General features: G+C 37.0%; 20 protein-coding genes. 8 read left to right on the top strand and 12 right to left on the bottom strand.

Annotation, left to right across the window (positions count from 1 at the left end):
* Nucleotides 1-194 precede the first annotated feature (194 nt).
* The 5 genes from FTV17_RS02100 to FTV17_RS02080 all read right to left on the bottom strand — a co-directional run bounded on the left by FTV17_RS02100 (nucleotide 195) and on the right by FTV17_RS02080 (nucleotide 6094).
* Nucleotides 195-731 carry a DUF2058 domain-containing protein gene (locus FTV17_RS02100; protein ID WP_179997977.1) on the bottom strand — a complete coding sequence of 179 codons (537 nt, stop codon included), beginning with the start codon at nucleotides 729-731 and terminating at the stop codon, nucleotides 195-197.
* A 12-nt stretch (nucleotides 732-743) separates the two neighbouring features.
* A complete protein-coding gene (locus FTV17_RS02095) occupies nucleotides 744-1421 on the bottom strand; it encodes a YoaK family protein (protein WP_179997976.1) in 678 nt (225 codons plus the stop codon).
* Nucleotides 1422-1455: 34 nt separating this feature from the next.
* Nucleotides 1456-2658, bottom strand: coding sequence for a serine/threonine transporter SstT (gene sstT, locus FTV17_RS02090; protein WP_179997975.1), 1203 nt, complete (start codon nucleotides 2656-2658; stop codon nucleotides 1456-1458).
* 162 nt (nucleotides 2659-2820) lie between these two features.
* Nucleotides 2821-4566 carry a SulP family inorganic anion transporter gene (locus tag FTV17_RS02085; RefSeq protein ID WP_179997974.1) on the bottom strand — a complete coding sequence of 582 codons (1746 nt, stop codon included), beginning with the start codon at nucleotides 4564-4566 and terminating at the stop codon, nucleotides 2821-2823.
* A gap of 115 nt (nucleotides 4567-4681) precedes the next feature.
* Nucleotides 4682-6094: an amidase gene (locus FTV17_RS02080; RefSeq protein WP_179997973.1), complete on the bottom strand. Its 1413-nt coding sequence runs from the start codon at nucleotides 6092-6094 to the stop codon at nucleotides 4682-4684.
* A gap of 228 nt (nucleotides 6095-6322) precedes the next feature.
* On the opposite strand from FTV17_RS02080, the gene FTV17_RS02075 reads away from it, so the two are divergent.
* Together FTV17_RS02075 and FTV17_RS02070 are read left to right on the top strand one after the other, a co-directional pair.
* Nucleotides 6323-6559, top strand: coding sequence for a VF530 family DNA-binding protein (locus FTV17_RS02075; protein ID WP_179997972.1), 237 nt, complete (start codon nucleotides 6323-6325; stop codon nucleotides 6557-6559).
* Nucleotides 6560-6767: 208 nt separating this feature from the next.
* A complete protein-coding gene (locus FTV17_RS02070) occupies nucleotides 6768-7466 on the top strand; it encodes a DUF1826 domain-containing protein (protein WP_179997971.1) in 699 nt (232 codons plus the stop codon).
* A 17-nt stretch (nucleotides 7467-7483) separates the two neighbouring features.
* Here the strand turns inward: FTV17_RS02070 and zigA are convergent, their stop codons facing one another.
* Nucleotides 7484-8704 carry a zinc metallochaperone GTPase ZigA gene (gene zigA, locus FTV17_RS02065; protein ID WP_179997970.1) on the bottom strand — a complete coding sequence of 407 codons (1221 nt, stop codon included), beginning with the start codon at nucleotides 8702-8704 and terminating at the stop codon, nucleotides 7484-7486.
* 247 nt (nucleotides 8705-8951) lie between these two features.
* Between zigA and FTV17_RS02060 the strand changes: the two genes are divergently transcribed.
* Nucleotides 8952-10097: a DUF3472 domain-containing protein gene (locus tag FTV17_RS02060; RefSeq protein WP_179997969.1), complete on the top strand. Its 1146-nt coding sequence runs from the start codon at nucleotides 8952-8954 to the stop codon at nucleotides 10095-10097.
* An 856-nt stretch (nucleotides 10098-10953) separates the two neighbouring features.
* Here the strand turns inward: FTV17_RS02060 and FTV17_RS02055 are convergent.
* From FTV17_RS02055 to betI, 4 genes are read right to left on the bottom strand one after another with little or no spacing between them, the layout of a single operon-like run.
* Entirely contained in the window at nucleotides 10954-11733 is a 780-nt protein-coding gene (locus FTV17_RS02055) for a hypothetical protein (RefSeq protein ID WP_179998278.1), read from the bottom strand.
* Between the two features lie 14 nt (nucleotides 11734-11747).
* A complete protein-coding gene (betA, locus tag FTV17_RS02050) occupies nucleotides 11748-13415 on the bottom strand; it encodes a choline dehydrogenase (RefSeq protein ID WP_179997968.1) in 1668 nt (555 codons plus the stop codon).
* A gap of 10 nt (nucleotides 13416-13425) precedes the next feature.
* Entirely contained in the window at nucleotides 13426-14901 is a 1476-nt protein-coding gene (betB, locus tag FTV17_RS02045; protein WP_179997967.1) for a betaine-aldehyde dehydrogenase, read from the bottom strand.
* A gap of 33 nt (nucleotides 14902-14934) precedes the next feature.
* Nucleotides 14935-15516, bottom strand: coding sequence for a transcriptional regulator BetI (gene betI / locus FTV17_RS02040; protein WP_179997966.1), 582 nt, complete (start codon nucleotides 15514-15516; stop codon nucleotides 14935-14937).
* 248 nt (nucleotides 15517-15764) lie between these two features.
* Between betI and FTV17_RS02035 the strand changes: the two genes are divergently transcribed.
* A complete protein-coding gene (locus tag FTV17_RS02035; RefSeq protein ID WP_179997965.1) occupies nucleotides 15765-17801 on the top strand; it encodes a choline transporter in 2037 nt (678 codons plus the stop codon).
* A 34-nt stretch (nucleotides 17802-17835) separates the two neighbouring features.
* Nucleotides 17836-18444, top strand: a complete 609-nt coding sequence (locus tag FTV17_RS02030; protein WP_179997964.1) for a MarC family protein — start codon at nucleotides 17836-17838, stop codon at nucleotides 18442-18444.
* Between the two features lie 69 nt (nucleotides 18445-18513).
* Here FTV17_RS02030 and FTV17_RS02025 read toward each other — a convergent pair whose 3' ends face one another.
* Nucleotides 18514-19128, bottom strand: coding sequence for an OmpW family protein (locus FTV17_RS02025; RefSeq protein WP_179997963.1), 615 nt, complete (start codon nucleotides 19126-19128; stop codon nucleotides 18514-18516).
* 309 nt (nucleotides 19129-19437) lie between these two features.
* Here FTV17_RS02025 and FTV17_RS02020 point away from each other — a divergent pair, with 309 nt between their 5' ends.
* From FTV17_RS02020 to FTV17_RS02010, 3 genes are read left to right on the top strand one after another with little or no spacing between them, the layout of a single operon-like run.
* A complete protein-coding gene (locus FTV17_RS02020; RefSeq protein ID WP_179997962.1) occupies nucleotides 19438-21903 on the top strand; it encodes a heavy metal translocating P-type ATPase in 2466 nt (821 codons plus the stop codon).
* Between the two features lie 22 nt (nucleotides 21904-21925).
* Nucleotides 21926-22321 (top strand): MerR family transcriptional regulator, encoded by a 396-nt coding sequence (locus tag FTV17_RS02015; RefSeq protein WP_179997961.1) that lies wholly within the window; start codon nucleotides 21926-21928, stop codon nucleotides 22319-22321.
* Between the two features lie 34 nt (nucleotides 22322-22355).
* Nucleotides 22356-22553 (top strand): heavy-metal-associated domain-containing protein, encoded by a 198-nt coding sequence (locus tag FTV17_RS02010; RefSeq protein WP_179997960.1) that lies wholly within the window; start codon nucleotides 22356-22358, stop codon nucleotides 22551-22553.
* Between the two features lie 75 nt (nucleotides 22554-22628).
* On the opposite strand, the gene FTV17_RS02005 is transcribed toward FTV17_RS02010, so the two are convergent.
* Nucleotides 22629-25774 (bottom strand): BapA/Bap/LapF family large adhesin (locus FTV17_RS02005; protein WP_179997959.1); only part of this gene is annotated, 3146 nt, incomplete at its 5' end.

Below are 25774 nucleotides of genomic sequence, written 5' to 3'. Positions count from 1 at the left end.
CCAAAATACCATCGATTGAAAAAACAAATCAGAGAATAGAATAACAGCGCAGAAAATTGATAGACTCATCTCGTGATGTTTGGAAGCAGTAATATGACCTAAAGCATCTTAATCATGAATTTATACCTGCTGCTGCGCAATGTGAATCACGCATTAAGCGTAAAAAAGCCTAATAAATTAGGCTTTAGGCGAATTTACCACATTAAATCATCTGGAATAACATAAGCTGCATATGGATCTTCCTCATCTGTAATAGCCTCATTTTTCTCAGCATTATTCACAATAATAAATCCTTCGACTTTTTCATTAATCCGCTCAGATAGCGCTCTTGGTAGAACAGCATAACCTGATTGATCTCTGGCGATGACCAATGTACCTGCCACGAGTGCATTGTAAACTTGTTGATTAATATAAATTTTCTTAATTTTATTTTCATCAACGAACTGGTAGCTGATTTCACCATCAATATCTTTGATTTTATGTTGACCAATCATTTGCACTACTGCTGCACGTAATGCTTTTTCATCTTGCTGGCGTTTGATTTCAAGATTAAGATTCTGATCTTTTTCTAGTTTTTGCTTTAAATCTTGTTCGATTTTAGCTTTAATCTCAGCTTCGTTGCTTTGACCCGTGCGTTGCTCATGCACAGCTTGTTTAGAAAGTTTTTTAGCCTTTTTTTGATCGACTAAACCAGCTTTGAGCAATTGTGCTTGCAAGGCATTTTTTACCATGAGTAATACCAACTACGATTTTTGAAAATAACAATGACGGAAATATAAAATCCAATAGATCAGGGTCAGTAAAAAACTTAAACCTGCAGGAATTAAAAACGCTTCTAATTGTAAATAAGGATAGCTGAATGCCGCAACAGTACTGCCAATAATAAAACCAAATAAAATCACTAAATGCAAAATAACTTTTCTGGATTCCGTTGTCAGACCTCTTACAAAATATCCAAATGCTAAACCAAGATCGGTTAAGACACCAGAAAGGTGAGTCGTGCGAATAATTGCACCTTTATAATGACTTACCATGGCATTTTGTACACCCATCGCACAACATGCCCATAGCAGTGCATAACGTGGATAATAGGGAATAAATACCCAGCAGAGCAGAATAAAAACAGTCACTAAACTCAATGGTAAACCATATCTGCGCCCGAGTTTAAATTGACTATTCCCCAATATCAGACCGCTAAAACTAGAGCCTAAAACATAACTCAAGATAATAAGAATCAGAAAAATTACAGCTTTGAAATCATGGTCAATAAGACCGATCGCAAGTAAACTTGCATTGCCTGTCATATGTGAAACTGACTGATGTAATAAAGAAATAAGACCCAAAACGTTGATCATGCCTGCATTTACTGCAAGCATGAAAGCCCCAAATTGTACCCAGTTTGGAAGGAATTGAAATGGCATATCTTTCATTCTAAAAGTTTATGCCATGAATATATTATTTTGAAGGAGCGCGATCAACCGCAGCAGTAAACAATACATCTGTAGATGAGTTGAGGGCTGTTTCAGTTGAATCTTGTAGAACACTGATCACCATACCTATAGCTACGACTTGCATAGCGACATCAGGTGAAATATTGAATAGCCCACAAGCGACAGGAATCAATAACAGTGAACCACCTGCTACACCAGAAGCCCCGCAAGCAGAAACTGTAGCAACAACAGAAAGAACAAGCATTGTGGTAAAGTCAACAGTAATACCCAGTGTATTCACCGCTGCTAATGTTAATACGGTAATCGTTACTGATGCGCCCGCCATATTAATTGCAGCACCCAACGGGATTGCTACACTCGCTGTCGATTCATTCACGCCCAAACGCTTGGCAAGATCCAAGTTCACCGGAATATTTGCTGCTGAACTACGGGTGAAAAATGCGGTGATCCCACTTTCACGTAGACATTGAATAACCAATGGATAAGGATTTGAACGCGTAACAAATGCCACCATAATTGGATTAATTACAAGTGCAATAAAGAACATAGTCCCTAATAGAACAGACAATAATTGTGCATAACTTGCTAAGGTTTTAAGACCTGCATCTGCAAAAGTAACCGCAACAAGTCCAAAAATACCGAAAGGTGCAAAACTGATGACGAGACGAATCACGCGATTCACGGCATTCGCAGCATCAGTCAGACACTGTTTGGTCGTGTCTGTGGCATGACGGAATGCTATACCCAATGCAACAGCCCAAGCCAAAATCCCAATGAAGTTTGCTTCACTTAATGCAACGATAGGATTCGCAACAAAACTGAGTAATAAATTTTTAAGAATTTCAGTCAAGCTGCCAGGTGGCTGTAAATCAGCTTGCGCAGCGACATCTAGGAAAAGAGTGCTTGGAAATAAATTACTCACAATGACAGCAGTTAACGCAGATAAAAACATACCTACGGCATACATCATCATAATGGGTTTGATTTTCGCACTGCTGCTATCACCAACTTTAAAGTTTGCAATCGAAGAAAGGACCAAAACAAAAACAAGGATTGGTGCAACAGATTTAAGGGCTTTAATAAATAAATCACCCAGCAAGCTTAATTGTGGTGCAACTTGAGGGAAAAATATAGCCACCAAAACGCCCAGAATAATGGCGATAAGGATTTTGGTGACTAAACTCAAACGTGCTAGAGCAGTGAACATAACTGAACCTAATAATGCCGAGTCTGGCTTAAAATCGGATAAATAAGTCGGGTATTCTATACTTAAAAATGATTTTAAATATAAAACTTATTCATAATAAAAATTAAGTGAATCAAATCACTGGTTTTTTTTTGATAATTCTTACTTAAGAATATCAAATTCTTATGCAAAAGATGATTTATTTTCGCTGAAATGCGGGTCTAATTCATATACTGCTTGGAAATGAGTGAGGTATATTTTACCTGTCAGATGTTGTATCCAATTAGTTGAATTTAAGCGATCCATAACAGGACCTTTGACTTCGCTTAAGTGTAGTTGAATATTGAGTTTAGATAACTCAGAATTCATTTCCTCAAGAGTCTCTAAAGCTGAGTAGTCAATATTACTGATACTGGAACAGTTAATGACAACATGTTGAAGCTGATCATGTTGGCTAACTTCTGAAATAATAAATTCCTTCAGGGTGTTTGCATTGAGAAAACTCAAGTTTTCATCAATTCTCACCGAAACGAGCCTTTTACTGGTAATAACCTGGTGTCTTGAAATATTTCTAAAATGCTGCGTGCCTTCAACGAGACCAATCACTGCAATATGTGGGCGGCTAATTCTCCACAACAGCAACACAAATGTTGAAATAATACCCACCATTAAGCCTGTCGTAATATCTACACACAGCACTCCTAAAAATGTGAGTGCCATTGCTAAACCATCTGCTTTAGAATATTTCCAAGCCTCTATAAAAGGCTTAATTTCAACAAGTTTCCATATCGACACAATGATTGTTGCAGCCAATACTCCTAAAGGTAAATATTCAAATAGGCTTGTAAAATATAGACTGACCACAATAATAAGTAGCGAGGATAAAACCCCAGCCATAGGTGTTTTAGCACCAGCATCAGCATTGACCACTGTGCGTGATAGGCTACCAGTGACAGGAAATGCGCCACTGATTCCAGCGCCAAAATTTGCAACACCGAGTGCAACAAGCTCTTGATTACTGTTCAAATTACTACGTGATTGAAAAGCCGTAGCTTGCGCGATCGAAATAGATTCAACGAAACTCACCATAGCGATCATTACTGCGCCAGGAAGCAATATTTTCACCATGTCCCATGTCCAGTACGGCATTTGAATAGGGGGTAATCCACTTGGGATTTCACCTACTGTTTTAATTCCATAGGCAGTTAAATCAAAGGACTGAACCAGTAAGATAGAAAATAGCACTAAGCATAACGGTAATGCTTTTTGTATAAATTGCATCATTTTTTGATGATTTGAAAATGCTGGAATTTTAAGTAATTGTGGTAAATAAATGAGCGCTAAAATTGAAGCTAAACCCAAAGACAAGCTGGCCAAATCATATAAAGAAATATATTGAGCCAAACTCGTAAAAAATTCGATTAAATTACTGGATTGCAATGGAATATTAAGAATAAATTTTATTTGACCTAACGCAATTAAGACGGCTGAAGCAATGATAAAACTCTTAATCACAGGGTGGCTAATGAGACGAATCAAAAAACCAAATCTGAATAATCCCAATAAAAATGAAATTATACCAACCATTACTGCTAGCAAATACGCAGCTTGAATATAGACTGGTGAACCCACTTCATATAATGGCTGTAGCGTGGCAAAAGTCATCATGGAGATTAATGCAACTGGACCAATTGAAAGGGTTGTACTCCCTCCAATCAGTGCATAAGCAATCATAGGGATAATACTGGCATATAACCCCATAATTGGAGGTAAGCCTGCAATCATGGCATATGCCATGCCTTGTGGTACAAGCATTGCAAGCACGATCACAGATGCAAGAAGATCAGATTTAAAATCTTGAGTATTGTATTTTTTTAACCATTTCCAAGCTGGGATGACTCGTTCCACAGAATGCTTCGTTAAATCCATACAAATCTCTAAATCACATTTATGTATATATTATGCATAAAAAGTGATAAACAAGCACTGAGTATTGTTGATAAGGATCATCAAGAATTTGATTAATGATCCTTAGTGTATGAATTTAATCGTATATTTTTTTAAAAGGTTGTATCTGTTCAAGCTGATAAGCGAGATCTATCAGTAAACGTTCTTGTCCCAAATCAGCAGAAAGCTGAATACCTATCGGTCTTGAATCTAATTTGGTCATACCCATCGGTAATGATATCGCTGGAGCACCTGCGATATTTTGAATAGGTGTGAATGCCACATAATTTCTTAAACGCTCAAATAAAACATCAAATTCGAGTTGAGGTGAAAGATATCCAATTTGAGGCGAAACATGCGCTAAAACTGGCGAAAGGATGACATCATATTGTTGGAATATTTGTTGATAGATGCGCTGGATTTGCTTTAAACGGTACAGAAATAAAGGAGTTTTATAGAATTTTTTCTTGTACAAGTTTGCAAGCCCAACTGTTAAATGATCTAACTCATTCACGTTAAAATCTTTGCCAAGTAGCGGTTTTCCAAACTGTTGAATCATAAATGATAAAAACCCCCAATAGTGGCTGAAATCATCTACAAATGAATCTGGAATAGGAAGTGAAAATTCTTCAATATGATGACCTAAATTCCTGAGTAATAGAGCAGTAGACTCAACAGTTTGACGGGTCTCAGCATCAGTATTGGTTTGTAATGAATCATAAACAAGACCAATCCGTAAAGGTTTGCTGGATGGATGCTGGATTAAGCCAATTTCGGGTAATTTTTTTGGCTTATATTGTTTTTCCATTTCAGCAAAGAAAAACGCGGTATCCCGCACAGAACGTGTTAAAACACCATCTGAAACAAGGTCAATTGGTAAATACTGCGAACCTTCATTTGGATACCAACGACCACGTGTCGGCTTTAAACCGACTAAACCGCAATTTGCTGCAGGAATTCGTATCGAACCACCACCATCATTTGCATGTGCAATTGGTACTACGCCTGAAGCTACTAGTGCCGCAGCTCCACCTGAAGAAGCTCCACACGAATAATCAGTATGCCAAGGATTGCGTGTGTAATCCCCAGACTGAAATTCTGTTGAAGCATTTAAGCCAAATTCAGGCATTTTGGATTTACCCAGTGCAATTAAGCCTGTATCTAACATTTGTTGAGTAATTTTAGAATTTTTGATCTTTTCCTTGGATTTGAACGATGTTGATCCTTGTTGCGTAGGAAAACCAATAAGATCCAAATTATCCTTAATAAATGTAGGGATTGCAGAAAAAATCTGATTTGATTTAAAAGTAGGCGATTTGAGTATTTGTTCGAAGTTTTCAAATTCAATTGCATTCAGCAGAGGATTTACGGTTTTTGCGCGTTCTATCGTAGCTCTTAAAACCTCATCAATTGAGATGTCTTTAGATTGAATTCTGTTTGAGAGCTCGATCGCATCACTCGTACCTAATATATCATCCGTGAAAGCGTGAATTTTTTTTTGATTATCCATAATCGGTATTCTTTAAAATTGACTAAGCATATGTATACACATGAAATATTGATTTGTCGATTGGCTAGAGATTGATTTACCACAATTTCGCATAATGTATATTATGTTAAATAAAATATCTGGAACAACAACCCTTAACATTGGTTAATTGACTATATAAAGCAATGTTCTCAATTTTTGTCTAGCTCAGGTTATAATGCTCATCTTACACAATTCAGTTGATCAACTATGAACACCTCCAATGACCCTTTACATGGCAAAAAACTTGCTGACATTTTAGATGAGTTATTGGATTACTACGGAGGCTTTGAAGAATTAAGCCGTAAAATTGAAATTCGTTGTTTTTGCATCGACCCGAGTGTTAAATCATCTTTACGATTTCTACGGACTACACCATGGGCACGTGAAAAAGTAGAAAGCTTATATTTGTATGTTCTCCGTCAAAAAGGTAAACAGAAATTGTAGCCAACAAAAAACTTAAGCTATGTTTAACTTTTTTATACCCAATTGTAGAATAGCCTTAATGAGTATCTATCGTTTTTGTTGACAGCGTGTAGTTATAGGCGGAAGCCCCACTCTCCTACTACATAGGACAACGATCAATTATCTAAATCCAGTCTTATCAAGTCTAGAGCTAAAAGCTATAATATGTTTTTAAAAAGTTTTAGATCATATGCTCGAACTCATTCACTCATATCCTCAAGCCAAATTGGTGAATAATTTTCAAGCATTAGCGAATGAAGTTTTTGAAGACCATGTCAATGCTTTATGTTGGTATAGGCATTTAGATTACAATTTCGAAGAGATCGTTGAAAAACTTACACTCATAGAAGATATTACTGAAATTACCATCGCACAATTAGAGCAACTCAAACTTTCAGACTCTGCAAGCAAAGCGAGAGACATTATTATTAATGATGTAACGTTGCTCACCGAATTGGGCGCATCGCCGTCTTTAAACTTAATTAAGCAATATCAGCGTGATGAAGAATTGGATTTTATCAGCACTGATGTATATTCTTTTCATGTAGATCGATCGCCATTAGCAACGGATACATATCTATGTACCTATTACGGGGCGGCTAGCGATATTATTTCCAATGATCAGGTTGAACAAAAAATTCAAATTCCAGAAATCCGTCAAAAAATTAAATCATTGTTTGATGGCGAAGACCATGAGTTTGACGATTTTCTTGAAGAGACCTATATGGATCTTCACTATCAACCTAAAAATGGTGCAACACCTTTAAATTTAGGAATTGGTCATCTCTGGCGTTTGGCTGTAGATCATCCTGATCAGAAAGTACTTCCTTGTGTTCACCGTGCTCCAAAAGAAAATGCAGGAGAACTCAGATTACTCTTAATTTGTTAAGGAATTCCTTGCTCAATTTAGGCGAGTAATTCTTTTTCAGCTTCAAATGGGTTAAAGAAATTACACCAAACGATTGGTCCTAAACTCATCTCCGAATCAGTAAGTAAACATTGATCAAAATTTTGGATTAATTGCTCTTTATCCATCTCTTGACCAATTAAAACAATTTCCTGTCTGGCATCACCCGTTTCTGGATGCCAACTCGACTCAATTTCCTGAATAGATTGCGTATCTTGTGGCCATTCCTCTTGTGGTACCGAAGCCCACCAATATCCTGCTTGACCATGCCGAGCCATACCTCCAGCTTGTGACCAAGACATAGCCATTGTTGGTTCCGCAGCAAGCCAAAAAAATCCTTTTGAGCGTATAACACCTTTCCATTCTGAATGAATATAATTGTAAAAACGTTGTGGGTGAAAGGGTCTTCTTGCTCTATATACGAAACTTTCGATTCCATATTCTTCAGTTTCAGGCGTATGCTCTCCTCTCAACTCTCTTAACCAGCCAGGTGCTTGTGAGGCTTCATCAAAATTAAAAAGCTCTGTGTTGAGTATTTTATCGAGTTCAACCTGACCAAATGTGGATGACTCAATTTTTGCTCTAGGGTTAAGCTTTTTGAGAATCGCATAAAGCTGGGACTTCTGATGCTCATCGATTAAATCAGTTTTGTTTAGAATAATAACATCACAAAATTCGATTTGATCTATCAGTAAATCCACAACAGTACGTTGGTCAAATTCTCCAAGTGATTCGCCACGATCATGAAGAAGATCATATGAACGATAATCACGTAAAAAATTGAATGCATCGACTACGGTCACCATGGTATCTAAACGAGCATACTCATTTAGAGATACGCCGTCTTCATCTTCAAACGTAAATGTTTCAGCTACAGGTAGAGGCTCTGATATTCCTGTAGATTCAATGACGAGTTGATCAAATTTTTTCTCTTCCGCTAATCGTCTTACTTCTACTAATAAGTCTTCTCTCAAAGTACAGCAAATACATCCATTACTCATTTCAACGAGTTTTTCTTCCGTTCGTGATAATTCCGCCCCACCTTCTCTGACTAAAGCCGCATCAATATTGACTTCTGACATATCGTTCACAATTACTGCGACACGCTTTCCTTCTCTGTTATTTAAAATATGATTTAACAATGTGGTTTTTCCTGCGCCAAGAAATCCAGACAGCACAGTGACAGGTAATTTATACGGTTGTGAAGAATCAATATTCATGGTGAGCTACTCGTTTTCATGTTCAACCACATCATTTGATCGCTTATTGCAATCAATGAATGATCTTGATTTTTGAAATAACCTAAATCATAATTGTTATGTTATAACATTTCAATATGTTTAGTGTTTAGTTAAACTTTAATAAAATTTATTTATAGTGATTCTAAATTGTATTCATCACTGTAGAATCATAAGTAAAACTAAAGAATCTATGACCTAATTTTTATAATCATATGAGCATATAACAATGAATTTGACCAATCTCATTATTCGTACCACTTTAAGTACTTCTCTGTTACTTGGAGTTTCAAATGCGTATGCCGTGGTTGCAGGCGGAATAGTTTCGACTGACTACCATTGGAACAATATTCCTGCTAATGGCTTTGCAACACTTGAAAATCAAATCATCATTACCAATGAGCCAGGAAATGATGGTAATACATTTTGGGCCAATCAATTTTCATTAAAAAATGGAAATATCGGCTATGTTGGATTACAGCAACGAAGCAATGATGAGAAGTATTTAAATTTCTCAATCTGGAAAACGACATCTTGGAAATCAGGATACCCTGCGTATTGCAGACAATTTGCTCATGAAGGTGATGGCGTTCAATGTGACTTACCTTATGAATGGAAAGAAGGTACGAAATATAATTTTAAGATTGTTAAAAATAATGACAGTACAGTCTCAGCCTTTGTTAAAAACATGAGTACTGGTAAACAACTTGAAATTGCAAAAATCAATGTTCCGCAGACCTGGAGTGGTTTTGATAGTTTAGTTACATTTACCGAAAATTTCAGACAGCATCAACAACCCAACGGTATTTATGGCTATAACAGTTGTAATGATGTTCATACATCTGTTTCAGCGACCTACCCTGCAATAGCAAACTCTTCAATTAAGTCTAAATCACAAACGACTAAAACTTATGGAAATTGTGTACAAGTGGCATCAGCGCATTGCACGGATGATTCTACTTGTATTTCAACTGTGAATAATGCCAATTACACCCAGCAAAAACCTTTCATTTTGAAAAATGGCGCACAAGGTTTTTGTGCAGATAGCTTGAATGGTGGTCAACAAATGGGATTGTATTCATGTGATCCCAACAACGGTAATCAACTTCTGAGTACGGATCACACACATCGCTTATATTTAACTCATCGGGATGCGTGTTTGATGGGCGATGTTAAAGATAATTTCGTTAAAGTTGCGCCGTGCAATAATGATAGTAGTCAACGATGGATGTATAGCCGCCATACAAGCCAATATATCAACTTAAAAACAGGTCTATGCCTTGATGCCGCTGATGGTGCAAATAGTATGGCACGCTTACAAATGATTGGATGTCAAAGCAATAATTCATATCAAACTTGGAAAATTACACGTTAACTTATTAAATTCAGAGCTTTATCATTTAAAGCTCTGAATTTTAATGCTGAAATTTTAATTTTTTTGCTTTCTTTGAGTGACTCGTATTAATTTTAGTACAATTTGATATCTAAATTAGAGATTTTACTCATAGATAAACCAGCTCACTCAGGTTAAAAGCATTCTTAATACTGGCTCAAAAAGCAAAATAAGTTCAATGATTTTAGGGAGATATTTGTCTAAGGTAAATTTGTAATATTGATGACAGCAATAAAATAAAAACAATTAAGAATATTCTTCATAAATCTTTGCTATTTTTCCGATAGCGCCGTTAAGGATGAGAAAAAAATTCTTCAAAATATTAAAACTTAATAAATGAGATTAGATTTTTTGTTTATCGCTGAAGATGACAATCAAAAGCCCTTTTTTAATATTGGAGAGAATCAAATTCTAACCTCATGTTTAATATGAATATTCATAGATTATTTTTTTAAATTCATTGCCCTTCATGAGTTATAAATTATATGGTTATCTAGTTGATTTATGAATTTGGCTGAAATGATTAAGTACTTGAGCATAGTCATCTATGTAACATCAAAAAATCTTACTGAACTTTTTTCACAAGAACTATTTCTAAATAGATTCTTGAATAAAAAAAATGCGTAAATTTTTACTCTCCTCGTCATATTCATGACCTATTTTTGGTCAATCCTCACTTCTATTACTCATTAAATAAATACTAAGTTGATAAGTTTTTTAATAATCTTTGATATGTCGGGATTTTATTTATTGATGAGTTTAATTTAAAAATTATAATTTTGCTTAGGCTATTTTGGTGTTCAGAATTTAAGCCTAAGCATTTATGGATTTTCTTAAATTAGAAACTATAGGTGAAAGACACTACACCTAAATTTTTTTGTTTTTCGTTATAGCGGTTCTTACCACCAAAAATATATTGTCCACTCAACCCGAGTTCTGGTGTCAAGGCATAGTCTAGCCCGATAGATGAGAAGCGATAAGCAAATTCTCGTTCTGTATCACCAAGCTCTAGACCTTCATATTTCCCTTTATCATTAAAATAGCTCGCTGCAACACTTGCTGAAGCAGATAATTTATCGTTGAGTTGGTGGGTATATATCACGTTTAGATAAGTATCCCCTTGGTTTGCATACACAACATCATATGTATAGGTAGATAAACTGGTTGATAGAGAGTTTTTATCATTGAATTGGTGTGTGGCCGTTACCCCCATTTCATTGGAAGTTGTATTTGACGCGTTCGGATAGAAATAAGTGGCATTCCAAATATTCCAATTTGTCCTACCAGTATCAAAACTATAGCCGACAATAAAGTCGTGCTCTAATTTATCAGTTTTACGGCGCTTATCCCCTTGCAGCTCAGCATAAGAGTAGCCTAGTGTAGAACCCCAATATCCGACATAGAAGTTGTTATAACTGAGGTTGAGACCTGTTTGAATTGCGAGGTCATCATTTTCTGGTGCATTTGTTAAACCACGTGAAATGTATTTGGAGGTTAATGTGACATATCCATCAAATTGAATTGGTGAATTTTGTTCTTGAACCGTTGAATTTGCATAACTAGGTAAAATAATACAGCTAGCAGTGCTCAATAGCACTGCTTGAGTCGTTTTAATCATCATAAAATATAAAATTAAGAAAATGAGTGTGAAGTTTGCGCGCGATAAAATGGTGCATCTGAAGGAGCTAAGGCTGGTCGATTACGAATGTGATCTGCAATCTTCTCGGCCATCATGATCGTCGTTGCATTGAGATTACCAGTAATAATCAGCGGCATGATAGAAGCATCGACCACTCGCAACCCATCTATTTCATGGACACGACCATAACCATCTACAACAGCTAAATCATCTTCACCCATTTTACAGCTACACGAAGGATGATACGCTGTTTCTGCATGATTTTTTACAAATTCGTCAATTTGCTGATCTGTTTTTAATGCTGAACCTGGACTGATTTCTCTACCTCGATACTGATCTAATGCAGGCTGATGCATAATTTCTCGTGTAATTCTCACTGCATCACGGAATTCGCGCCAATCTTGTTCAGTGCTCATGTAGTTAAATAAAATGCTCGGATGATCAAAAGGATTTTTCGAGCTTAGGCGAATTCTTCCTCTTGACGGCGATCGCATAGATCCAACATGTGCTTGAAAACCGTGTTCATTGATTGCATTGGTACCATTGTAGTTAATTGCAATTGGTAAAAAATGATATTGGAGATTCGGCCACTCAAACTCATCACTAGAGCGAATAAATCCACCTGCTTCAAACTGATTGCTTGCACCAATTCCTTTACCCCAAAATAGCCATTCAGCTCCAATTTTAGGTTGGTTATACCATTTTAATGCAGGATAAAGACTGACGGGCTTCTTACATTGGTATTGAAGATACATCTCTAAATGATCTTGCAGATTTTCACCTACTCCCGGTAAATCTTGCACAACCTTTACATCCAGTGACTCTAGTAATGACTTAGCTCCTACCCCAGAGCGCTGTAAAATTTGAGGCGATGCAATAGCACCTGCGCACAGCAATACTTCTCGCTCAGCATAAACCTTGTGTAAATTGGTGGCATCTTGACCAAGAATGTATTCAACACCGATAGCTTGTTTTTTTTCAAATAAGATTCGATTGGTTGTGGCATGCGTAATTATCGTTAAATTCTGACGACCTTTAGCCATATCTAAATAGCCACGAGCGGTACTGGAACGTCTGCCTTGAGGTGTCACCGTACGATCCATTGGACCAAAGCCTTCTTGTTGGTATCCATTTAAATCATCCGTACGTGGATATCCAGCTTGTACACCCGCTTCAACCATTGCATGAAATAACTCATTATTGTCTGACTTTGGCGTAGCAACACTTACTGGGCCTTGATCACCGTGATATTCATTTGCACCAATATCTCTAGACTCTGCTTTTTTATAGTAAGGTAAACATTCAGCATAGCGCCAATGACTGAGTCCTTTCATTTGAGACCATTGCTCTAAATCCATGGCATTCCCACGGATATAACACATACCGTTAATTAATGATGAACCACCTAAACCTTTACCACGTCCACATTCCATACGGCGGTTATTCATATGTGGTTCTGGATCGGTTAAATATGCCCAATTATAACGTCGACCTTGTAAAGGATAAGCCAAAGCAGCAGGCATTTGAGTTCTAAAATCTAAACGGTAGTCAGGACCACCCGCTTCAAGGAGCAGAACTTTAATATCAGGATCTTCGGTGAGTCTCGCTGCAAGTACATTCCCAGCAGAACCTGCACCTATGATAATGTAATCATATGTCATAGTGTTCTCCTTAGGCTTTAAATACAGATTGAAATGGACTTAATTCCACTTGTACCGATTTGATTTGCGTGTAGTGTTGTAAAGTCGTTAAACCATTCTCTCTTCCTACACCAGAATGCTTATAGCCACCAACTGGCATTTCAGCTGGCGATTCACCCCACGTATTGATCCAACATATACCTGCTTCAATTTGGTGGATGATTCGATGTGCTTTGACAATATCAGGGGTAACCACGCCAGCAGCCAATCCATAAGAAGTATTATTAGCGCGACGAATCACTTCTTCTTCTGATGTATATGTCAAAATACTCATCACAGGACCGAAGATTTCCTCTTGAACAATGGTCATCTCATCTCGACAATCACTGAAGATTGTAGGCAGTACAAAAGCACCATGTTTTAAATGATCATCTGTTGCTCTAGAACCACCACACAATAAACGTGCTCCCTCACTTTTAGCAGAATCGATGAATGCCAAAATTTTATTCATATGCGCAAAGCTAGATACTGGTCCAAAATTTGTTTCTGGATCGAGCGGATTACCTAAGCGGATATAAGGAATACGTTCTAAGAGCTTTTTTTCAAATTTTGGCTGTAATGATTCTGGAATAAACACTCGTGTCCCATTCGTACATACCTGTCCAGAACTATAGAAATTTGCCATCATTGCAATATCTGCAGCTAAGTCTAAATCAGCATCTTCACAAATAATTAATGGTGACTTGCCCCCTAACTCCATCGTGACTTCTTTAAGACTAGATTCTGCAGCTTGAGCCATCACTTTTTTTCCAGTGCTCACACCACCAGTAAATGAAATTTTCGCAATATCTACATGCTGGCTTAAATAGGCACCAATATCACCGCCCCCTGTTACAACATTGAATACCCCATCTGGCACTCCAGCTTCGGTATAAATTTCTGCCAATTTAAAGGCTGTTAATGGGGTAATCTCGCTGGCTTTGAAGATCATTGCATTCCCCGCCGCTAAAGCAGGTGCTGACTTCCATAAGGCAATTTGAATTGGATAATTCCATGCTCCTATGCCTGCCACAATTCCCAAAGGTTCACGGCGTGTATAGACAAAAGAATCTGTTCTTAACGGAATCTGTTGACCCTCGAGTACAGGTAAAATTCCAGAGTAGTATTCGAGTACATCAGCACCTGTCACAATATCTACAGTCGATGTTTCACTATAGGCTTTCCCACTATCTAAGGACTCAATGGTGGCAAGTTCATCATTTCTTTCACGTAAAATAGCTACAGCTTTATTTAAAATTCTTGAACGCTGCATATAAGTCATTTCAGCCCAAACTTTCTGTCCTTGTTGGGCTGATAGAATGGCTTGATCCACATCCTGTTGAGAACATGCTTGAATGGTCGCGAGAACTTGCCCCGTGGCTGGATTAATCGAATCAAAAGTTTGACCTGATTGAGCATCGACGAATTGTCCATGAATATAAGGACGTTGTAACGGGAATTTATTCATACGATTAGCCTCAGATATAGTAAATATTAAAAATTATTGTGTAAGTTGCTGCTGGATAAAGGCATGGCAAAGATGAATAGATAGATCGGTATCAATCTCACTTCTTGTTAATGCGCCCCTTAACCAGAATCCATCAATTAATGCAGCCAACCCTTGAGCTGCTTGCTCAGCTTTTAGGGGGCTTAAAAGTTTTAAAAACTCATGTTTTAAATTTGAATGTAGCCGACAGTGATTCACTTGCTGTAATCGGTGTAAATCAGGTTGATGCAGACTAATAGCCCAAAATGCGAGCCATACCTTCATCGCGGCTTGATTGGTCTGAGGAGTTGCAAAATTCGCTTTGACGATCGCCATTAAACGATCTTCTGGTGAATGACCAACCTCTGATTTTAGATCCCTTACACTTTCTCCAAGTTGCTGTAGTAAATAGCGCATGGTTGCCTCAATCAATCCATTCTTCCCACCAAAATAATGACTAATAATGCCCGTGGAGACACCTGCTCTTTGCGCGATTTGTTGAATGGATGCATCAGCAAAACCGAGCTCATTTACAGTGGAGAGTGTGGCATCAATCAATTGTTGACGACGAATGGGTTGCATACCAACTTTTGGCATAAGATGACCTAAACCTAAAGGAGATTATAATCAGCGTTTATCAATAAGAACGCTGTAACATTAGTAAACGTTTTTTTAATTGAACGTTCAATCAATAAAAATTATAGTGCTATTACTTCCATGATGTACAGCTCAGTTTGTTTTGTATTTGCAAAAGTTTGTAATTGTGGATCAAGCAAGCTTCTATCAGGATATAAATCGAACTGCGCTGTAGATCATTTCATTATTCATTGAATGGTCACTGATTTATGCATAACAAAAATGATCAAACGCAGGATAGTTTGAACAAGGTCGTGTTCTATGTATCAGCATCATTGATACTTTTGTTTTCGATCACCACAATTTTGTTTAATGAAGCTGCTAATAACGTCATTACACAAACCCTCGATTGGGTAAGCAGAACCTTCAGTTGGTATTACCTGCTTGCTGCGACACTCTATTTTGTCTTTATTGTATTTATCGCATGCTCCCGATATGGCGAAATTAAATTAGGACCTAAACACTCTAAGCCTGAATTTAGTTTATTAAGTTGGTCTGCAATGCTCTTTTCTGCGGGTATTGGTATTGATCTCATGTTCTTTTCCGTGGCTGAACCTTTATCGCATTACATGAACCCACCTGTGGGTGAAGGACAAACCTTTGAAGCAGCACGTCAGTCCATGGTATGGACCTTGTTTCATTATGGTTTAACTGGTTGGAGCATGTATGCATTGGTTGGTGTAGCCTTAGGTTACTTCAGTTATCGTTATAACCTTCCCCTTACGATCCGTTCAGCTCTCTACCCTATTTTTGGAAAAAAAATTAACGGCCCTATAGGTCACACTGTAGATACAGCTGCCGTCTTAGGTACGATTTTTGGTATCGCGACTACCTGTGGTATTGGTGTCGTACAACTCAATTATGGTCTTCATGTTCTCTTCGATCTACCTGAAAATTTGTGGATTCAAGCTGGTCTAATCGGGATCGCGGTAGTCATTACTGTAATTTCAGTAACGGCAGGTGTGAATAAAGGGATTCGCGTACTTTCCGAAATCAATATCTATGTCTCGATTGGATTACTCCTCTTTATTCTTTTGATTGGTAATACAGAATTCTTACTCGCAGCCTTAATCCAAAATTTAGGTGATTACCTCAGTCAATTTCCGAAATTGAGTTTAATGAGTTTTCCATTCGAACAACCTAAAGAATGGATGAACAGTTGGACGCTTTTCTTTTGGGCTTGGTGGATTGCATGGTCGCCATTTGTCGGTCTGTTTTTAGCACGAATTTCTCGTGGTCGTACCATTCGTGAATTTGTATTTGGTACGTTGATTATTCCTCTACTATTTACACTGACTTGGTTATCCATCTTTGGAAATAGTGCGCTTCACAATGTAATTTTTGATGGCAATGCGCAACTCGCAACAACCGTTTTAGAAAATCCAGCGCATGGTTTCTATGACCTACTTGCACAATATCCTGGTTTTACGTTCTTAGCAGGTATAGCAACAATTACAGGATTATTATTTTACGTCACTTCTGCAGACTCAGGCGCTCTTGTTTTGGGTAATTTCACGACAAAATTCACCAATATCGAGCATGACTCTCCAAGATGGCTCAGCGTATTTTGGGCTATAGCCATTGGTTTACTAACCTTGGCGATGCTGATGGCAAATGGTATTACTGCCTTACAGAACACAACCATCATCATGGGTCTGCCTTTTAGCTTTGTCATATTCTTTGTGATGGCGGGTTTATACAAATCCTTGAGATTGGAAGATTTCAGACAAGCCAGTACTAGCTTAAATGCCGCGCCAGTCGTGGGCAATGTGGATATTCTAAATTGGAAAAAGCGACTCAGTCGCGTAATGCTGCATCCAAGCCATGAACAAACATTAAAAATGTTAGATGATGTGTGTAAACCTGCGATGGATGCCGTGGCACAGGAACTTTTATCCAAAGGTGTCAAAGTTGATGTGAATACCAAGCCTCTTGAAGATAATGCTGAGCTTTATCATTTGGACCTCATTATTCACTTGAATGAAGAGGAAAATTTCGTCTATGAGATTTGGCCCGTTCGTTATGACACCCCTAACTTTAGTACCCGTGCTAAACGAACAAAGCGTTATTACTATCGTTTAGAAAGTTACTTGTTTGAAGGTTCGCAAGGTAATGATTTGGTCGGTTACAACAAAGAACAAGTGATTAACGACATTTTGGACAAATATGAACGTCATATGATGTACCTTCATATTAACCGTATCAGTCCAGGTAAACGTCCACAATTTCCTGATCGTGACATTTAGTTAGTAGTAGCTCATCTAAACAAGGATAATGACCATGTCAGAAAGTCTAAACGCCTTTGCTCTATTTTTTTCGTTGCTTAATCCCTTTTTAATGAGTATTTATATGCTTGGGATTATTCGAAATTCAGATGCAAAAGTTTTTAATATGGCGCTGATCCAAGGTAGTTTGATTAGCTTTGTGGTTTTTGTCATTTTTGCTAAAACGGGTGAAGCCTTTTTTAATGATGTACTTCATGCACGATTTGAATCTTTCCAAATTTTTGGTGGGATCATTTTCTTGGTGATTGGTTATCGTTATGTATTTGAAGGTGCTGATACGATTGGGGTCATGCGTGGAGCACCAAATCATTTGGCTGGTACAATCGCCATGCCATTTATGATCGGTCCAGGAACGATTTCTGCATCTGTAATCACTGGCATTCAATTAAGTTTATGGCAGACGATCACAGTCATCTTTATGACCTTATTCTTAACCTGTAGTCTTTTGATATTAATGAAATATTTTCATGATAATTTACAGCATAAATATTCTAATTATATCGACTTATATGTAGATATCGTGGGTCGTGTTGCTGCATTGCTTATCGGTACAATTGCCATTGATATGATCGTGACTGGTGTTACTGGGATCATCAATGGCTAATTGAAGGTTGTTGTTGATATTTATAAAAAAGGAGTCTTATCATTGACTCCTTTTTTTAAACCCTAATATTTAGAATCTATATCCGATATTTAAACTATACACTGTTGGATCTACATCCACACTTCCTACCTTTTCTCCATTTACTTTTACATCGGTTTTGATATCCGCGTATCGGATATCAGCACCAACACTCCATTGAGGGTTCAATTGGTAATCTACGCCTATTTGACCAGCCCAACCAAAAGAATCTGAGAGATCAAACTTATCACCACTATATAGTCGGTCATTAAAAAAATAGGTGTAATTTAAGCCCAGACCCACATAAGGTTGTAACTTTTCATTGGGTAAGAAGTGATATTGCACACTGAAAATTGGAGGTAAATGTTTTGTTTTTGCGACTTCATTACCAGCAACATTAATTTTATGCTCTAGTGGCAAACCGACTAATACATCAAATGCGATATTTGGTGTATAAAAATAAGAGATCGTACCAGTGACTCCCCAAGCATCATCTATTGTGACTGGTGCTGTTCGATTAAAAATACTACCTGGAGAAGATGTGGGATCAATATTGCTAATCGCACCTCTTATCTTCCATTTATAATCTGCGCTGTGCGCATTAGAACTTAATGCCACGGTACTCAATAAAATCGCGAATAAACCAAAACTTAATTTATCATTCATATCATTACCCATTTTTTATAAATATCTGAAATTTTGAAGATTGTTAATCAATTGAATTGAATGCTTTAGATCATATCGATAATTCTTTTTGATGGTTATTTTTTATTCTGATTTGTTTTGATGATTTTTTATTTAAGAAAATTTATTCAATTTAAATGGATTTTTGGAATATTGTTTTTAATTTAAGTGAGGAAAGAACATACGCCTAATTTGGATTCCAAACAGTAATGATGAAACAAGAAACAAATCTTATTGACCTTACCACAATGGGAAGGTTTAGAATGATCATGACCTTATTTCAATCAGCATATGGAGTTAAGTATGTCATCTACTTCAACTAAATCTATTCAAATCAACATTGAAGGAATGACCTGTGCTGCTTGTGTAAGCCGAGTTGAAAATTCATTAAAAAAAGTCGGAGGTATTCAAAATGCCAGTGTGAACCTCGCCACTGAAATAGCTCAAATTGAGTTAACAACAGACGTAACAGATCAACAAATCATTCAAGCCGTAAATAAAACAGGTTTTAACATTAAAAAATGGGCAACAATAAAATTAAAAATTTTAGGTATGACTTGTGCTGCATGTGTAAGTCGAGTTGAACGTTCTTTACTAAAAATACCAGGTGTATTAGCAGCACAAGTAAGTTTGGCGACTGAGACAGCAAGCATTGATCTACTTTATCAAGTTCCTGTTGATCAAGTTATTGAGCGTATTGAAAGATCAGGGTTTGAAGCTGTACTTGAACAGCAAGCGATCACAGCACTTCCAGATCGCGAACTTGAATCAAAAAAAATTCTCAAGCATTTTATTATCGCACTTGTACTCAGTTTACCTATATTTATCATTGAAATGGGCTCGCACCTCATACCTTCATTTCATCATTTTATAGGTACTTACCTCAGTCAAAATCAGAGTTGGTTATTCCAATTTATTCTTGCGACTTTAGTTATTTTTATACCTGGACGGCATTTTTTCTCACAAGGTATCAAGTCACTGATAAATTTACATCCTGACATGAATTCTTTGGTGAGTTTAGGATCAGGAGCTGCCTATTTATATTCTATTGTTGCTACGTTCTTCCCAAATTTATTGCCACAACAGTCAGTGCATGTCTATTACGAACCTGCAACACTCATTATTACATTTATTTTATTAGGAAAATTTCTAGAAGCACGAGCTAAAGGTAGAACTTCCGCAGCGATACAACATCTGATTGGCTTACAACCTAAAACAGCGCGGGTTAGAGTATCTGACCTCCAGACTGAAGATATCTCGATTGATAAAATTACAATCGGTATGCAGGTTGAAGTGCGGCCTGGTGAAAAAATTCCTGTAGATGGCGTGGTTATTTCAGGTGAAGGCTTTGTAGATGAATCAATGATCAGTGGAGAATCTTTTCCAATCCACAAATTGATGGGTTCAGAAGTCGTTGGTGGAACCCTCAATCAAAATGGATTTCTTGTCATTGAAACCAAGCATACTGCTGAAAGTAGCATTTTATCTTCAATTATTCAGTTGGTTGAAAATGCTCAGACACAAAAGCTCCCCATACAATCTTTAGTCGATAAAGTCACCTTATGGTTTGTTCCAGTTATCCTCTTGATTTCGATGATTACTTTCATCGCGTGGCTGGTGATTGGACCTGAACCTAATCTCAGCTATGCTTTGATTAACGCCGTTTCTGTTTTGATTATTGCATGTCCGTGTGCGATGGGACTTGCAACCCCAATGTCGATTATGGTTTCGACGGGACGTGCTGCTGAACACGGAATTTTGTTTAAAAATGCAACCTCACTTCAAAAACTTCGAGAAATTTCAACATTTGCATTTGACAAAACTGGAACCTTAACAATAGGTCAACCTGCGATTAGTCATATCGAGATTTTCGCACCATTTACACATCAACAGGTTCTACAAACTGTTGCATCCGTTGAATATCATTCCGAACACCCAATTGCTAAAGCGATTGTTCAATATGCATCCGATCATCATATAAAGATGATCGAAATTTCAGAATTTAAGAGTATTTCAGGATTCGGCATTCAAGCACAATTGAATGGTCAGGATATTAAAATTGGATCTGTAGAATTTATTACTCGAGAAAATGCAAAGATTTCTCATGCACTCTCTCACCATCAAAGATTACTAGATGAAGCTCAAACACCCATCGCGGTCTCCATCGATGGTGAGCTTGCATCAATTATTTTAATCACGGATCAATTAAGACCTGAAACCTACGAGGTTATGACTCAACTTAAAAAGAACGACAAGCACATTGCTTTGATTACTGGCGATCATCAAAATGCAGCGCAATATGTGGCGAATCAACTTAATATCAATGCAGTTTATGCACAGGTCAAACCACATGAAAAGTTAAACATCGTTGAGACCCTTCAAACGCGATATGGAAATGTTGCTTTTGTTGGTGATGGGATTAATGATGCTCCAGCACTTGCGCAAGCTCAAGTCGGTATTGCGATAGGTTCAGGTACAGATGTCGCCATTGAAACGGCTGACCTTATTTTAATGTCATCAAATTTGAATAACTTATCTAAAGCCATCAAATTAAGCGAAATGACTATTAGAAATATTCATCAAAATCTGTTCTGGGCTTTTTTATACAATATTTGTTTGATTCCGATTGCTGCAGGCATCCTTTATCCCTTAACAGGTATCCTGCTCTCACCTGTTTTGGCTGCGATCGCAATGGCACTTTCTTCGGTATTTGTATTAGCGAATGCCTTAAGACTCAAAACTTTGAAACTAAATTAGACGCTTAAACAAAGGAAAGATCATGAATATTGGCGAATTAGCACGACGTTCAGGCTTAACTGCTAAAATGATTCGATATTACGAGAAAATCGATCTCATTTCTGTTCCGACCAGAAGCACTAGCGGTTATCGTGTTTATACAGAGCAAGACCTATCGACTTTAAGTTTTATTAAACATGCTAAAGATCTTGGCTTTTCGATCGTTCAAATCAAAAGTTTAGTTGAGCTTTGGAAAAATCCTGACAGAAAAAGTGCTGATGTGAAAAAAATTACAGATCAACATATCCATTTTTTGACAGAACAAATTCATTCGATGCAATCAATGATTTTAAAATTAAAGGCTGCGAGTCAGATGTGCTCTAATGATTCGACTTCAAACTGCAGTATTCTGAATAAAATTGAACATATTCAATCGTGATAGTGATAAATGTTAACTAACGCAAGAGGTTATTATGAAATTATTTATTGAAAATATTAGTTGTTCGGGTTGTGCTAAAGGTGTCACTGCTTCAGTAATGTCACTTGATCCTAGTGCTAGCGTGAATGTAGATGTTGCAAATAAAATCGTGGATATTCAAACAACATATGACTTTAAAAAAATCGCTGAAGTTTTAACTGATGATGGATTTCCTCCTGAATTAAAAGATTAAATTGGTATAAAAAAGGCGAAACAATGTTTCGCCTTTTTTGTAAAACGCATACCGCAGTATGCGTTTTTTAAAGAATTAATAAATGATTTGACCGTTTTGAAGTAACTGCTCCAAAGTCAGATCTACATTTTGAGGACCAATATTCAGCAATTGAGTAGCTTCAAATTGTGTACCTTCACCATCGCGATCGATTGAAATTACAGAATCTTTAACAGTGATATATTTACTTAAGATATCCGCAACTTGATCAGTCGAATCTGTTGAGAATGTAGTTGAAGTATTAGCGTCAACAAATAGTTGAGATACATCAATTACATCGACACCTGCTTCGAAATCTGACCACGTATCAAAACCGTTTCCACCTGTTGCATCAGCATCATCTAAAAGATTGAAAATCAATTTATCTGCACCAGAACCAAGATTGAACGTATCATTTAACCCACCACTGCTTACTACATTCGGATTTTCATCGCCATTTATAGTTTGAGTATAGCCAAAGACAAGTTCAGCCGTGTCTTGACTTCCAGTAACCGAAGTAGTCACATAAGTAAACTTGTCCTCACCAAAAGAATTCTTAGATGGTGTGTATGTATACTTACCGGTATGGTCTATTTCAAGTACGCCGTGCTCACCTTGAATAGTAATCTTATCATTACCAAACTTCGTATAAGCAGTTTGGTTTTGAACTTGAATAGAAGTTACTGTATCAGAACCAAGATCATTATCGAAAATGTTACCAGTAACAGGTTCAAGTGATTGTGGGTCTGTAGGTAGATATTCAGTAATAACTTGTTCCATTTTAACAGAACCAGTGAAATATGAAGAACCTGTAACATTCAACTCCAAAGTATAAGATCCTGCAGGAAGATTATTAACTTTGATTGTGTTTGTTGTACTTTTAGACACTTCTACATCGCCACTTGCCACTGGATTCCCAGCTTTATCTTTGACGATGTAAGTCATTTTACGACCATCACCATTAATTGCTAATGTTGTTTTAACAGTGAATGTAACGTCAGCTGTAAGATCTTTCTCATGGTAGACAACATCACCCGATTTCGTTCCTTCAACTTTAAACGCCTTCGAAACACTTGAGCCACTTGTAGCGCCAAGATCTTCACTATAATTACGTTTAGATATTTCTGACTCTACATTAATCACATCATTAATGTCATCATTTGAGATAAACGAATCTAAACGAATATTTAATGTTGTAGTCGCCAACTCACCAGTTTGTGGATTTTTCAAATGAATTGAGAATGTTTCCACATCCAATTGACTTACTTTTACATCTTTATTCAATGTATAAACATACGTACCGTCAGGATTAACCGTTAATTTACCAAATTTTCCTTGTACTTCAGAATCTTGAGAAGTACTCAAACCATCTACTTTAATTACAACGAAATCTTCTAGATTTTCTATAGTCACATCGCCGTTAATTGTTTGACCTTCAGCAACGCTATCGTAAGAAATAATCTTATCCGATACTGGTGTTAATGTGATGGTAGGTAAAACAGCAATACCAATTGTGTTACCTGTCGTTATAGCTTTATATTGACCTGGCTCTAAAACCACATCAACATTTTTGCTAGACGCACCACCAGCAACTACAACACCAACGATTGTAAACCAATCAGGAGTTTTTGAGTAAAGCTCCCAAAGCCCAGTGTCTTCATTTAGTTTATAAATTTCAAGAGAAACAGGAATCGCACCTAAACCTACAGGCGCACCACCAGCTGCTTTAAAACTTACTTCTCGCAATTGACTTTCACCAACATTGATTTCAATGGCATCTTTAAAATTAGCAACATCGACTGATGCAATACCAAGTCCAACACTTGCGACAATAACTTGATTAACTTTAGATAGCACTTCACTTTCAGGAATAGGTTGTTCTGTAGGAGCTAAATCAACTACAAAGCTTTCATCAATAACGGTGTGATCAACTTCTGTATTATTGATTGTAATATTCAATTTTGCTTCAGAAGTCATACCTGTCACAGGATCTTTAAGTTGATAAATGAAAGTATCAACAGCACCAATTGATGGATTTTTTGAACTATCAATGATATAGGTATAAGAACCATCGAATTTAACAGTCAACTTACCATATTGTCCGATGAATTCTTTCGTGCCATTCTGTCCCAGATCAACAAATTGTGAAGTTGAGTCCTGAGGTTTAACTGCAATCTCTGTATTTAAGAAATACATATCATGACCAGATTGACCTTCAGCCTGATTTACATCAGTTAAAATATTACCTGAGATTTCACCCTCAATCTTAACTGGATTATTACTATCGTACACTGTCATTTCTTGAACTGCTAAGCTATTTCCCGATAGCACAGCAATACCACTATTACTTTGGACTAATACTCGATAGTTACCTTCATCTAGAGTGATTGAACCTGTAGTTGTTCCACCCAATAAAATAACTTTTAGCCAATCACTATGAAGTTGGTCAACTTTCCAAACATTTGGCGCTACTTCTTTTAATACTAATAGATCAAAACTGTTACCAATACTAATACCGCCACTGTTACCTTTTAAAAGAATATCAGCAGTTGTGTTTTCTTTAATATTGAAAGATAAATATTGACCAAAATCTAATGCGCTAATATCAGCTGCACCACCAATACCAACTTTAGCAACACCGAAGCCAACAGCGCTTTCACCATTAAATCCTGTATCTTGTAATAATTGGTCTTTATCCGTATTTAGAACTGGTTTTCCATCTACGAGCTTAATATACGATATTACAGATGGTTCAATTACTGCCAATAAATTAACATCGTTATCAACAGCAAGAATTTCGACCACTGCGACTAAACTATCTATCGCAGATTGAAGTTCTTTTTGCGCTGGCAATACAGATCCTTCAAGACTTGGATTCGGTTGATTAGGATCTTTATATTGCGCAATAACAGCCTTAGCATCTGCAATCTCTTTAGTTAATTCGCTTAAAGAGTTTTCAGTATACTTATCACGAGCTGTTTCATTTTCAGCAATCTTTTGTTCAGCTTGCTCTACAAGCTTTTCAAGATTTCCAATAGACTCAGCTAATGATTTCTCAGTATCTTCAGCCTGTTGCTGTGCATTGGTTTTTAATGCAGCATCTGCAGCGTCTAATTCATCAGTCGCTTTGATCACATCACCTTTGGTAACTGTTTTAGCAGGATCACGACCATCAGCAACGAGTTGTAAAGCTTCATTAATTT

Origin of the sequence: Acinetobacter sp. YH12239, assembly GCF_013417635.1 — a bacterium.
GTDB lineage: Bacteria > Pseudomonadota > Gammaproteobacteria > Pseudomonadales > Moraxellaceae > Acinetobacter.
This window is presented reverse-complemented; position numbering and strand designations above follow the sequence as displayed.